Origin of the sequence: Phycicoccus avicenniae (genome assembly GCF_018139485.1) — a bacterium.
Classification (GTDB): domain Bacteria; phylum Actinomycetota; class Actinomycetes; order Actinomycetales; family Dermatophilaceae; genus Phycicoccus; species Phycicoccus avicenniae.
Genome location: NZ_JAGSNF010000014.1, coordinates 1 through 12,757 on the forward strand (window position 1 = coordinate 1; position 12,757 = coordinate 12,757).

10 protein-coding genes are annotated in these 12,757 nt (G+C 75.0%); 1 reads left to right on the forward strand and 9 read right to left on the reverse strand.

Annotated elements, in window-relative coordinates:
• The first annotated feature begins 153 nt into the window (after positions 1-153).
• On the forward strand, positions 154-1,062 hold the full coding sequence (locus KC207_RS10290; RefSeq protein ID WP_211602941.1) for a type IV toxin-antitoxin system AbiEi family antitoxin domain-containing protein: 909 nt from the start codon (positions 154-156) through the stop codon (positions 1,060-1,062).
• Between the two features lie 92 nt (positions 1,063-1,154).
• Here the strand turns inward: KC207_RS10290 and KC207_RS10295 are convergent, their stop codons facing one another.
• The 9 genes from KC207_RS10295 to KC207_RS10330 form a co-directional block, all read right to left on the reverse strand.
• The gene (locus tag KC207_RS10295) at positions 1,155-2,081 is read right to left on the reverse strand and encodes a pseudouridine-5'-phosphate glycosidase (RefSeq protein ID WP_211602942.1); all 927 of its coding nucleotides are present in this window, start codon (positions 2,079-2,081) and stop codon (positions 1,155-1,157) included.
• Entirely contained in the window at positions 2,078-3,064 is a 987-nt protein-coding gene (locus KC207_RS10300) for a carbohydrate kinase family protein (RefSeq protein WP_211602943.1), read from the reverse strand. The genes KC207_RS10295 and KC207_RS10300 overlap by 4 nt, the downstream gene beginning before the upstream one ends.
• A gap of 51 nt (positions 3,065-3,115) precedes the next feature.
• Positions 3,116-4,402, reverse strand: coding sequence for an FAD-binding domain-containing protein (locus KC207_RS10305; RefSeq protein WP_211602944.1), 1,287 nt, complete (start codon positions 4,400-4,402; stop codon positions 3,116-3,118).
• 7 nt (positions 4,403-4,409) lie between these two features.
• A complete protein-coding gene (locus tag KC207_RS16920; RefSeq protein WP_249138687.1) occupies positions 4,410-5,366 on the reverse strand; it encodes a MazG family protein in 957 nt (318 codons plus the stop codon).
• The gene (locus KC207_RS16925) at positions 5,363-5,896 is read right to left on the reverse strand and encodes a hypothetical protein (protein WP_249138688.1); all 534 of its coding nucleotides are present in this window, start codon (positions 5,894-5,896) and stop codon (positions 5,363-5,365) included. The genes KC207_RS16920 and KC207_RS16925 overlap by 4 nt, the downstream gene beginning before the upstream one ends.
• A gap of 11 nt (positions 5,897-5,907) precedes the next feature.
• Positions 5,908-9,498, reverse strand: a complete 3,591-nt coding sequence (gene mfd, locus KC207_RS10315; protein ID WP_211602945.1) for a transcription-repair coupling factor — start codon at positions 9,496-9,498, stop codon at positions 5,908-5,910.
• Positions 9,499-9,555: 57 nt separating this feature from the next.
• A complete protein-coding gene (locus tag KC207_RS10320) occupies positions 9,556-10,503 on the reverse strand; it encodes a glycoside hydrolase family 26 protein (RefSeq protein WP_211602946.1) in 948 nt (315 codons plus the stop codon).
• Positions 10,504-10,535: 32 nt separating this feature from the next.
• Positions 10,536-11,309, reverse strand: coding sequence for a sulfotransferase family protein (locus KC207_RS10325; RefSeq protein ID WP_211602947.1), 774 nt, complete (start codon positions 11,307-11,309; stop codon positions 10,536-10,538).
• A 97-nt stretch (positions 11,310-11,406) separates the two neighbouring features.
• A complete protein-coding gene (locus tag KC207_RS10330) occupies positions 11,407-12,651 on the reverse strand; it encodes a phosphotransferase (RefSeq protein ID WP_211602948.1) in 1,245 nt (414 codons plus the stop codon).
• Positions 12,652-12,757: the final 106 nt, after the last annotated feature.

Below are 12,757 nucleotides of genomic sequence, written 5' to 3' on the forward strand. Positions count from 1 at the left end.
CCGCCCGCCCGCCCCCCCCCCCCCCCCCCCCCCCCCCCCCCCCCCCCCCCGCCCCCCCGCCCCCCCCCCCCCCCCCCACGAAGAGGCGGCATCGCGCCGCCTCGCTGTGGAGAACTCCGCGGGTGTCCGGGTCCATCCGGGCACCCTGTCGGGATGCTGCCCACCGACCTCCGCCGGTTTCTCGACACGACCGGAGGCCTCCTCACGACCCCCGACGCCGCGACCCTGGGCGCCGGACCCGACGACCTGGGTCGTCTCGTCCGCGGCGGGGACCTGCATCGGGTCCGCCGCGGCCTGTACACCGGCGCCGACGTCTGGGCCATCGCCACGCCCTGGGAGCGGTACGAGCTGACCGTCCGAGGCGTCCTGCGCGCCCACCCCGGCTGGCACGCCTCGCACCACGCCGCCCTGGCCCTGCACGGCCTTCCGCTCGTCGGCGTGGACCTGACGTGCGTCGACGTGGTGGCCGACGTCGGGACGTCGAAGCGCCGCGGCGGGGTCCATGTCCATCGCCTCGCTGACCACCGTCGCGGGACGGCGCCGCAGGATCCCCGAGCCGTCCCGGTGCCCGAGGCGTGCGTTCTCACGACCGCTGCGTCGGGGACGGAGGCCGGTCTCGTGGCGATGGACGCCGCCGTCCACGCGGGCACCTGCACCCAGGAGGATCTCCGAACGGCGGCGTCGGCCCTGGTTCGCGGACGGCGGGGGGCCCTGGCCGCCGTGGAGCACGTCGACCCCGCGTGCGAGTCACCGGGCGAGACCAGGACACGGCTCCTGCTGACCCTCGCCGGGTGGACGGTGCGCTCGCAGGTCGAGATCTCCGACGTCGACGGCCTCGTCGGCCGTGTCGACCTGCTCGTCGGGGCCCGGGTCGTCGTCGAGTTCGACGGGGCCGTGAAGTACTCGGGCGCCGACGGGCGGGCCGCTCTCGTGGCGGAGAAGCGTCGGGAGGACCGGCTCCGTGCGGCCGGCTACGTCGTCGTCCGGGTCACGTGGGACGACCTCCGGCGGCCGGACCGGCTCGTCGCCCGTGTCCGGGCGGCGTGCGCGCTCGCGGCCTGACGAGCCCGCTTCCCGACGTCGAGCCTGCTGCGGGAGGCTCGCACCCACCGAACGGGCTCGGGAGGACGTCGTCGGCTCACGAGCCGAGAGGGTCAGCGGAGGGCGGCGAGCGCGACGGCGACCTGCGTCCCGACCCGGGCGTTGTGCTCGACGAGGGCGATGTTCGTCCGCAGCGACCGTCCGTCCGACAGCTCGACGATCCGGCCGAGCAGGTACGGGGTGATGTCCTTGCCCACGACCCCGACGGCGTCCGCGTCGGCGAGCGCGCGGTCGATGACCCCGTCGATGTCGGCCCGCGTCATCTCGTCCGACTCCGGCACCGGGTTCGCCACCGCGACGCCGGACTCCAGGCCGAGGTCCCACGTCGCCCGGAGCATCGACGCGACCTCGGCGGGGGTGTCGAGCCGCATCGGCACCAGGAGGCCGGAGGAACGGGAGAAGAACGAGGGGAACTCGTCGGTCCCGACCCCCACGACCGGCACCCCGAGCGTCTCGAGCACCTCGAGGGTGAGCCCGATGTCGAGGATCGACTTCACCCCGGCCGAGACGACGGCGACCTTCGTCCGGGACAGCTCGGTGAGGTCGGCGGAGACGTCCATCGACCGCTCGGCGCCCCGGTGCACCCCGCCGAGCCCGCCCGTCACGAACACCTCGATGCCCGCGAGCGCCGCGATCCGCATCGTGCTCGCGACGGTCGTCGCCCCGTGCCCGCCGGTCGCGACGACGTGGCCGAGGTCGCGGACGCTCACCTTGCGCACCGACGCGTCGGAGGCGAGCAGCTCGAGGTCGTCGGCGGACAGCCCGACGGTCGGCCGGCCCCGCAGCACGGCGATCGTCGCGGGGACGGCCCCGTGCTCGCGGACGATGCCCTCGACCGTGCGCGCCATCGCGACGTTCTGGGGATAGGGCATGCCGTGGCTGATGATCGTCGACTCCAGCGCCACGACGGGCTGCCCGGCGGCGAGCGCGTCGGCGACCTCGGGGGCCACGGCGAGCGGGGAACGGGGGGCGTCGGTCATCGGTGGGTCTCCTCGACGGGCGGGTCGGTGGGGGTGAGGTGCCGGCGCAGGAGTGCGGCGGACAGGTCGGAGCGGACGGTCTCGGGCGAGGCACAGGTGAGCGCCGCGGCGACCTGCCCGAGCCGGGCCGCCTCGACGACGTCGGCCCCGGCGAGGAGGGCGTGCACGTATCCGGCGGTCATCGCGTCGCCCGCGCCGGTGACGTCGACGACCTCGGTGGCCGGGGCCCCGACGGCGACGGCACGGCGGGGCGCGGTCCCGTCGTCGACGGACAGCAGGCTGCCCCGCTCGCCCCGGCGGACCCACACGTGACGGACCCCGTGCCGGTGCAGCTCGTCCGCGGCGGCCAGCACGTCACCGGTGTCGGGACCGACGCCGTGCCCGACGAGGGCGGCGAGCTCGTCGACGTTCGGGGTCACGGTGTGCACCGGGCGCCCCTCGGCGAGGGCGGCCCGCACCCCGTCGGCCTTCACGACGCTCACCGGCTCGACGACGACCGGGACCGCCGCGTCCGCTGCCGCCTCGAGGAGGACGGCGAGCACCTCCGCGGGCGGGTTGGCGTCGAGCACGAGGAACGAGGTCCCCGCGAGGAGGTCCGGCACGTGGGCGACGTCGGCGGCGCGCAGCTCGTCGGTCGCCCGCATGTCGGCGACCGCGACGAGCAGGTCCCCGGCCCCGTCCAGGACGGCCGTGTAGGTGCCCGTGGGATGAGGTGTGACGACGACGTGCCGGCAGTCGACGCCGGCCGCGGCGGTCCGTCCGAGGACGGTCTCGGCGGCCGGGTCCGCGCCGACCGGGGCGACGAGCCCGACGGAGGTGCCGAGCAGGGCGAGGTTCTCGGCGATGTTGCGCCCCACGCCCCCGACACCACTGACGGCCGTGCCCGGGTTGCTCGTCCCGAGGACGGGCGCCGCGACAGTGCGCAGCTTGGCGTCGAGCACGGCGCCGCCGACGACGAGGACTCGGGCGGGGGCGGCGGGCACTGCGTCAGCCTAGGTGCCCTCGGCCGCGACGTCGGTCAGGCGGAGGCGTCGTCAGCGAGGGAGCCGGCGACCGGCCGCCTTGCGCCAGGCACTGAACGAGGTCACCGGACCGGCATGCGGGACGACGAGCCACGGCCACGGGTGTCGCACGGCGACGTCGAGTCGGGAGGCCCGCAGCCCGAACCCGGGAACGGGGGCGTGGGTCACCGCGAGCGGGGTCCCGGCGAGCTCCTGGACGACCCTGCCGCGGGACACCCGGACCTCGCGCTCCTCCCCCAGCTCGGCCAGGGTCTGGGCGAGGAAGACGAGCCGCTTGCCGGACAGCCGCAGCCGGCGCAGCAGCGGCTCGTCGAAGCAGAACACGGCGGGCGCGTCGGGGTGCGCGGCGAGCGCCGGATCGTCGCTGCCGAGCGACTCCGCGGTGAGCCACACCGCCTCGACCGGCCCGTCACCCGCGGGTGCGGAGGGGCCTGCGGTCGCCTCGGGGTCTTCGTCCCGGCGCAGCCGCGGGTCCGGTTCGGCGACGCGGCCGGCGGCGCTCCCGACGTGGTCGGTGTCCGGCCAGTCCTCGATCGGGCAGGCGTCCCGCAAGGCGCAGCCGTCGCACAGCCCGGGCGCCCGCTTGCGCACCTGCCAGCGGGAGAAGCCGTAGGCCTTGGCGCTCCCGGCGCCGACGGTCCACTGCCACCCGAGCCGGTTGGCGGCGCGTGACCCGTCGAGGAGATGGGTGAAGAACGCGTCCTCCCCGGGTCGCCAGCCCCAGCCCTCGCGCACCGTCCAGTGCGAGGACAGCCACATCCGGGTCTGGTTGACGAGCCATCCGTCCCGCTCGAGCTCGCCGACGGTGAGGTCGAGGCACGCCATGTCGCGCGACCACGGGGCCGTCCGGGAGGCCGGGTCGTCGGGTCCGTCCGGGCGTGGCTCGTCGGTGGGCGCGTCGTGCCGGAGCGCGGACCGGGTGGCGGTGCCCAGCCGGGCGTAGAGGTGGCGCGCGTACTCCTGCCACAGCAGCTCGTCGCGGAACTTCCGCACGTCGCCGGACGGCCCGCCGGCGACGTGGTCCCAGACCTCCCGCAGCGGCAGCAGGCCGTGCCGGATCCACGGGGACAAGGCCGACGCGCCCCGCGCGTCCTGCGGCCACACCTGGTTGCGCCGCCGGGCGTAGCCCGTGACGTCGAAGGCGGCGAGCGCCGAGTCCGCGGCCCGCTGGCCGCCGGGGAACCGTCCGCTCGCGCGCACCCTGTCCGGGCCCTCCGCCGTGAGGTCGCCGAGGTGCTCGGCGACCCAGGCGACGACGGCGCCGGGGTCACCGGCCGGGAGGGCGGGCAGCAGGGGCACGGCCGGCCTACGTCCCCGGCTTCGTCGGCGTCGGCGAGGCGACGGCACGCAGGGCGGCGCGGGCGTCGGCCTCGGCGGCGGCCAGGCGCTCCTGGGCCACCTCGAGCCGCGCGAGCGCCTCCGGGTCGAGCTCCCTCCCCCGGCGCCGGGCGCGCGAGCGCACCTTGCTGGCGGTGAGGTCGACCGGCAGGGTCGCCGGCACCCCGTCGAGCAGGTCCGCGGCGTCCGCCCGGCCCCCCTTCTCGGTGGCCTTGATCCGCTCCCACTCCTGCTCGACCTGCTCCGGGCTCGACGCCTCGCCGTCGGCGAAGACGTGCGGGTGCCGGCGGACGAGCTTGTCGACGAGGAGGCCGGCGACCGTGTCGACGTCGAAGGCCGCGTCCGGGTGGGCGTCCTCGGCGACCCGGGCGTGGAAGACGACCTGGAGCAGGACGTCCCCGAGCTCCTCGGCGAGGTGGTCGGCGTCGCCGCTCCCGATCGCCTCGAGGACCTCGTGGGCCTCCTCGAGGAGGTACGGGGCGAGGCTCGTGTGCGTCTGCTCGGCGTCCCAGGGGCAGCCCCCGGGCGAACGGAGCCGGTCCATCGCGGCGACGACGTCGAGGAGCCGGCCCCCCTGGACGTCCCACGAGCCGACGACGACCTCGACGTCCGGCGGGGTCTCGAGACGGGAGACCTCGGACGCGAGCGCGTCCGTCAGCCCAGGGTCGGCGTCCGAGGAGCCGAGCCACACGACGTCGACGTCGTCCGCCGCGTCGACGAGGGTGCGGGCGAGGGCGGCCGGCGCGAGGGGGCCGAGGCACTCGACGTGGAGGCCGGCCTCGACGAGGGCCTCGACGAGCGGCTCGTCGTCGGTGCGGGCGAGCAGCCGGCCGGCCGTCGTCACGGCCTCCCACGCGCCGTGCGACAGCAGACCCGGGGCGACCCGGGGCGAGGTGACGACGAGCCCGAGCCGCCCGGCCGTCACGGGGCGGCGGCCTCGGGCTCGGACTGGATCCACTCCGGCGTCATCGGCGCGACGGCGGCGACGTCGGAGTCGAAGTCGCCGAAGCGGGGGTTGACCTCGATGTCCTGCTCGTTGATCCGGGCGACGAGCGCCTGCTCGTCCTCGGGGGTGAACTGCTGGCTCTGGGCCGCGGTGTTGAGCGCGTTGAAGAAGCGCAGGACGCGGACCGTCGCGTCGCTCGGCTCGCGGACCCCGGCCTGCCGGGCGTCCCGCTCGGCGACCGACTCGGAGGCGACGATGCCGTTCTCCTCGAAGAACGCCAGCGCGGGGTCGGCGCGGACGAGGGCGGTGAGGGCGCTCGTGGGGTCGAACGGCTGCTGGAGCACCCCCATCGCGTTGACCTCCTCGATGACGGTCTGCACCTCGGTCTCGGTGATGACGCGACCGTCGACCGTGGCGGCGCGGTCGGTCTCGAGCGAGCCGCAGCCGGCGGTGACGAGCGCGGCCGCCAGGGTCAGCGCGGCGGCGGTGCGACGAACCGGGAGGGTCACGAGCAGTCCTTTCATCGGGTCGCCCCGGCGGAGGGGGCGGTCGCGGCGCGGGCGGCCTCGCCCACATCATCCATGATCACGGTGCGGACGACCTCGGCGGCCCAGTCGAGGATGGCACGGTCGCGCAGCGGTCGGCCACCCACGGGCGCGGTCTTCGGGGCCGGGACGAGGAGGGCGTTCGTCGCCGGCTTGAGGATGGCCTTGGGGTGGAGGCGCCGCAGCCGCAGCTGGCGGCTCTCGGGCAGGTCGACCGGCCCGAAGCGGATCATCGTGCCCTGGACGCTGATGTCGGAGACCCCGGCGGCCCGGGCGACGGTCCGCAGCCGGGCGACCTCGAGGAGGTTGCGCACCGGCTCCGGGACGGCGCCGTAGCGGTCGACGAGCTCGTTCTCGATCTCGGCGAGCGCCTGCTCGTCGACGACGGCCGCGAGCTTCTTGTACATCTCCAGCCGCAGTCGCTCGTGCGGGACGTAGTCGTGCGGCAGGTGGGCGTCGACCGGCAGCTCGATCTTGATCTCGGCCGGCGCCTCCTCGCCCTCGCCCCGGAAGGCCGCCACGGCCTCGCCGACGAGCCGGACGTAGAGGTCGAAGCCGACGCCGGCGATGTGCCCGGACTGCTCGCCGCCGAGGAGGTTGCCCGCGCCGCGGATCTCGAGGTCCTTCATCGCGACCGCCATGCCGGCGCCGAGGTCGGTGTTGTTCGCGATGGTCTGGAGCCGGTCGAGTGAGGTCTCGGTGAGCGGCTGCTCCGGCGGGTAGAGGAAGTAGGCGTACGCCCGCTCCCGGCCGCGGCCGACGCGCCCGCGCAGCTGGTGCAGCTGGGAGAGGCCGAACCGGTCGGCCCGCTCGACGATGAGGGTGTTGGCGTTGCTGATGTCGAGGCCGGTCTCGACGATCGTCGTGCAGACGAGGACGTCGAACCGCTTCTCCCAGAAGTCGAGGACGACCTGCTCGAGCTTCTGCTCGCCCATCTTCCCGTGGGCGACGGCGACCCGGGCCTCGGGGACGAGCTCGCGGATGCGCGCGGCGGCCTTGTCGATCGTCGACACCTTGTTGTGGACGAGGAAGACCTGCCCCTCGCGGAGCAGCTCGCGGCGGATGGATGCCGTCACGGTGCGCTCGTCGTAGGCGCCGACGTAGGTGAGGACGGGGTGACGCTCCTCCGGCGGGGTGGCGAGCGTCGACATCTCGCGGATGCCGGTCACCGCCATCTCGAGGGTGCGCGGGATCGGGGTCGCCGACATCGCGAGGACGTCGACGTCGGTGCGCATCGCCTTGAGCTGCTCCTTGTGCTCGACGCCGAAGCGCTGCTCCTCGTCGACGACGACGAGCCCGAGCCGCTTGAAGCGGACCTCCTTCGACAGCAGCCGGTGCGTGCCGATGACGAGGTCGACCGACCCCTCGGCGAGCCCGGCGAGGACCGCCTTCGCCTCGGCGTCGGTCTGGAAGCGCGAGAGCGACCTCACGGTGACGGGGAAGCCGGCGTACCGCTCGGAGAAGGTGTTGAGGTGCTGCTGCACGAGGAGGGTCGTCGGGCAGAGGACGGCGACCTGGGTGCCGTCCTGGATCGCCTTGAAGGCTGCCCGGACCGCGATCTCGGTCTTGCCGTAGCCGACGTCGCCGCAGACGAGCCGGTCCATCGGGACCTCGCGCTCCATGTCGGCCTTGACCTCGTCGATCGTCACGAGCTGGTCGGGGGTCTCGACGTGGGCGAAGGCGTCCTCGAGCTCGCGCTGCCACGGGGTGTCCGGGCCGAAGGCGTGGCCCTTGCTCGCCATCCGCGCCGAGTAGAGCCGGATGAGCTCGGCGGCGATCTGCTTGACGTAGCGCCGGGCGCGGCCCTTCGTCTGCTGCCAGTCCGAGCCGCCCATCTTGTTGAGCGTCGGCTGCTCGCCCCCGACGTAGCGGGTCACCTGGTCGAGCTGGTCGGTCGGCACGTAGAGCCGGTCCCCGGGCTGGCCGCGCTTGGACGAGGCGTACTCGAGCACGAGGTACTCGCGGGTGGCGCCCTGGACGGTGCGCTGCATCATCTCGACGAAGCGGCCGACCCCGTGCTGCTCGTGGACGACGAAGTCGCCGGTACGCAGCTGGAGCGGGTCGACCTGGTTGCGCCGCTTCGACGGCATCCGGCGCATGTCCTTCGTCGACGTGCCGGCCCCGGCGACGGCGCCGGTGAGGTCGGCCTCGGTGACGACGGCGAGCCGTTCGCCCGCAAGGAGGAAGCCCGCCCCGACGGCACCGGTCGTCACCGTGACGACGCCCGGCTCGGGGTCGGCCTCGTCCGCGGCGAGCCGGGCGGGCACGTCGTGCTCGCCGAGGACCTCGACGACGCGCTGCGCGAGGCCCGAGCCCTCGGTCGCGACGAGCACCGACCAGCCGTCGCCGGCGAGGCGGCGCAGCTCCGCGACGGCGTCCTCGGTGCTCCCGCGGAACGTCGGCGAGACGGTGAGGCCGAGGTCGAGGGTGTCGTCGTCCTCGTCGCCCGCGAACGGGGTGAGGTCGAGCCACCGCACCCCGAGGTCGCGGGCCTGCTCGCGCAGCTCTGCCATCGTGCGGAAGGAGGCGGTGCCGAGGACCGACTCCAGGTCGATCGGCACGGCGCTGCCGCCGGCGGCGTTGGCCCAGCCCGCCTGGAGGAACTCCTCGCTCGTCGCCGTGAGGTCGTGCGCCCGGGTGCGGACACGCTCGGGGTCGCACGCGACGAGGACGCTGTCGGACGGCAGCGCCTCGAGAAGGGTCTGCATGCCGTCGACGAGCGCCGGCGCGAGCGACTCCATCCCCTCGACGGCGATCCCGTGGGAGAGCTTGTCCAGCAGGTCCGCTGCGCCCGGCAGGCGGTCGGCGAGGGCCGCGGCCCGCTCGCGCACCGCGGGGGTGAGGAGCAGCTCACGGCAGGGCGGCGCCCACAGGCCGTGCTGGGCGATCTCGAGGGAGCGCTGGTCGGCGACCTTGAACCAGCGGATCTCCTCGACGGTGTCGCCCCAGAACTCGATCCGGAGCGGGTGCTCCTCGGTCGGCGGGAAGACGTCGAGGATGCCGCCGCGGACGGCGAACTCCCCGCGCCGCTCCACGAGGTCGACGCGGGCGTAGGCGGCGGCCGCCAGGTCCTCGACGACCTGCTCGAGGGGCGCCTCGTCACCGGCCGAGAGGGCCACGGGGCGCAGGTCGCCCAGGCCCTTGGCGATGGGCTGCAGCACCGCGCGCACCGGCGCGACGACGACGGACAGTGCGCCGTGTGTGTCGTCGCCCGCCTCGGGGTGGGCCAGGCGCCGCAGCACCGACAGCCGCTGGCCGACGGTGTCGCTGCGCGGGCTGAGCCGCTCGTGCGGCAGCGTCTCCCAGGACGGGAACGACGCGACGACGTCCGGGCCGAGGCTCGCCGCGAGGGCGGCGTGCAGGTCCTCGGCCTCGCGACCGGTCGCCGTGACGACGAGGACGGGGGCGCCCGACGGACGCGGCGCGATGGTGGACACCACCGCGTGCCGCGCCCCGGGGGGTGCGGCAGCGGAGACCTCCGCGGACGGGAGGTCGAGGGACTCGGAGAGACGGGTGAACGCGGGGAGCGCGCGCAGACGGGCGCGCAGCGGGCTGAGCGTGGGCATGTCGCTGATCAGCGTAGTCCGCGCCACCGACAGCCCGGTCCTCGTGCCGCCTCCCGGTCAGCGGAGGTCCGGGAGTCTCGGGGAGCGGGCGAGGACCTCGGCGAACTGCTCCTGCTTGGTCTCCGTCCGGAGCGTCCAGTCGGCGATGCTGTTGAGTGGGGAGTCGAAGTACGTGAAGGCCACCCCGCCGGCGTCGACGAGCGCCGCGTAGGTCTCCCCCAGGAGAGCCGGCCGTTCGTCCGCGGCAGTGTCGGTCGTGCCGGTCTCGGCCACGGCCCAGCGGACCCCCTTCTCCCGGGCCCACGCGGAGAACGGGGCGAAGTACTCGCGGGGCAGGTCGGTCACCTCCTCGACCCTCGTCCCGCCGCGCTCGACGCCGTACATCTGGTAGACGTCGAAGCCCGCGACGTCGACCGTCGTCCGCGGCCAGATCCGGTCGAGGGCGTACGCCGGCGGTCCGTTCACCTGGTTCCAGCCGGTGAGCACGACGGTGAAGCCGACGTTGGGCGCCCTCTCCCGCAGGACGGGGCCGAGCCGCTCCTGGACGGTCCGCCACGCGGCGATGTCGCCGTCCCCCTCGGGCTCGTGGTGCAGGGCCACCCACACGGGACCGGGGAGGTCTGCGAGCCCGTCGGCGAGCGCGCGGGTCCACTCGTCCCGTGCACCCACGGCCGCCTCCTCCCACGGCACCTGGAGCTTGAAGCTGATCCAGGGCAGACGGCCGGCCGCCAGGTCGGACCGGGCGGTGTCGACGGCCTCGCCGCGCTGATCCGCCCGCCAGTACGTGCGCCGCACGCCGAGGGCACCCACCCGGTCCTCGAGCGTCGCCGGGTCGTCGTTGCCACCGACCGCCGCCCCGACGTAGGCCCCGCACGCCGGGATCCCCCGTGCGGAGTACTCACAGCCGTTGCTGAGGGTGCCGGGCGCTTCGCGCGACCAGACCGCCCAGCCCACGACGAGCGCGACCACGAAGGCCACGACGACGAGCGCACGGCGGGGCGTCACCCCCGTCGTCCCGGTCACCGGTCGGCCGGCGGTCAGGCGTCGCCCCGGTCGTCCGCCCGCCACGACGGCGGGCGCCCGAGATGGGCGGCGAGGGCACGGTCCGACGGCTCGAAGTACCGCTCCAGCCGTGCGCGGAGGTCGACGTCCATGGCCGCGCGGGGCCGGGCGTTCTCCCGCCGGAACCCGTCCGGGAGCCAACCGGCGAGCCCCAGCCACGCGAACAGGCCCGTGAGCTCCGCCTCCGGGTCGACGAACATCCGGTCGGCGTCGACGACGTGGACCCGCTCGCGTCCGAGCTCGCGGACGAGCCGCTCGACCTGCTCCGCGTACCGGCCCCGCCCGAGGTAGGCGTGGTGCCGGTGCGAGAAGCTCTCGTACCTCGGGTCCTCCAGGATGCGCTCGACCTCGCCGTCGAGGCGCGACTCCTCGGCCTCCAGGGCCTCCTCGAACTGCAGGGTCTCGAACCCGCGGGCGAGCTCGTGGCGGTGCGCGGAGTGGGCGCGGTCGACGGGGTTGCGCACGACGAGAATGACCTTGACGTCGGGGAGGTCCTCGGCGATCCGGGCGGCAGCCAGGGGGTGGAAGGCGTAGTACCCGCTGCTCTCGAAGGTCGACTGCCCGGCACGACCGAGACGCAGCGGGAAATGGCCCAGGTACCACCGGCGGCCCCGGTGGTGGTTCAGGTCGAAGTAGCCGATGCCCTTCGACGCCGTCGGCCTCGCGATGTCGGGGTGCTCGCTCAGCGTCCGGAACAGCGAGGTCGTCCCGGCGCGCTGGGCGCCGACGACGAGGAAGTCGGGCTCCATCCGCCACCGGGCCGTCGCCTGCCCGACGGCGAGGACACCGCGGCGGGCGACGGCGCCCGCCCGCCCGGTCGACGGGACCCGCCCTCGCGGTAGTCGTCTAGGTCGCACGGGAGCCCCCGGGGGCCGGTCGGTCGAGGATCTCCTCGAGGGCCTCGGTCACGAGCTCCGCCCTCCGGTGTGCGCCCGACGTGCGGTCCCCGGCCGCGCCCTCCAGGTAGCGCACGGCGACGGAGGCGAGGTAACACGCCGCCAGCACCTCGGTCGGGGCGTCGCCGTCGGCCCCGCCGCCGGCGTCCTGGACGGCGTCGAGCACCACCCGTGCGGACGGACCGAGACGCTGCGTCCGCTCGTTGACGACGTAGTGGAGGGCGTCCAGCCCCACGAGTCCGGCCCGGTCGAATCGCTCGAAGTCCCAGACCTGCAGCGTGCCCCCGGCCCACGCCATGTTCCACGGGGTCCAGTCCCCGTGCCAGGCCCCGGTCCGGACGGGCAGCCGCCCGTACCGCTCCTCGACGGCCGCCCGGGCCGACCCGACCCGACGAGCGACGTCACCGGGGGGCAGCCGGGTGCTCGCCAGGGAGAGGTCCGCCCAGAACGGCGTCCCCACCAGCTCACGACGTTCCGAGCCGAAGGCGCGGGAGAACTCGCCCATGAGGCGGTCCGGGACGACGCGACGGGCGTTCGGCTGCTGCGGCCGCGTGCTGAAGGCGGTCATCACGAGGACGAGGTGGTCGGCCCAGGTCGACGCGTCGACGACGGCGGGCACCGACATCCCGCCTGGCACCCTGCCCTCGAGCAGCGCGAGGTTGCGGGCCTCCAGCCCGACGTGGTGCCGGGACGTCGCATCGACACCGACTTTGGCGAACCCCAGGGTGCGGCCCGCGTCGTCGAACACCTGGAGGACCGGCTTGCGGTTCGCCCTCGCCGTCCCGATGGCGATGCTCACGGTGACCCGCTCGCCGAACACCCGTGCGAGGTGGTCGAGCACGGAGTCGTCGCCGCCGCGCACCACCACCCGGTCCCGCACCGCACCGATACCGACGCGCAGTGCACCCGCCGAGGCGAGCCGGGCGAGGGTGGGGCGAGGTCCGTCGGCCACGCTGAAACGGCGGACCGATCGAGCGGCCGCACGCGGGCAGCCGACCGGAACGACGGCGTTGGGCCACCGTGCGGAGGGGAAGAACGCCAGCTCGAACCCCCCGTCCGACGGCCCCCGGGACCTCGACACCTCGGCGCCCGGGAACAGCCGGGCCACCGTCTCGAGCATCGGCGACGTCGGGTCGGAGCTCTCGCCCGGACCCGACGACCCCCCGACGGCGGGTGTCTCCGCCTTCGCAGCCACGAGCCACCCTCCTCGTCGTGCTGGTTCCCTGCAACGCGCGGTCCGAGCCTAGCCCCGGACGGCCGTGCTCCGCACCGACTTCTCGGAGGACGGTCGGGTCTGCCCG

Coding starts and splice junctions, on each gene's coding strand:
- KC207_RS10290 (WP_211602941.1), top strand. CDS start 154: ATGCTGCCCACCGACCTCCGCCGGTTTCTCGACACGACCGGAGGCCTC.
- KC207_RS10325 (WP_211602947.1), bottom strand. CDS start 11,309: ATGGAGCCCGACTTCCTCGTCGTCGGCGCCCAGCGCGCCGGGACGACC.
- KC207_RS10295 (WP_211602942.1), bottom strand. CDS start 2,081: ATGACCGACGCCCCCCGTTCCCCGCTCGCCGTGGCCCCCGAGGTCGCC.
- mfd (WP_211602945.1), bottom strand. CDS start 9,498: ATGCCCACGCTCAGCCCGCTGCGCGCCCGTCTGCGCGCGCTCCCCGCG.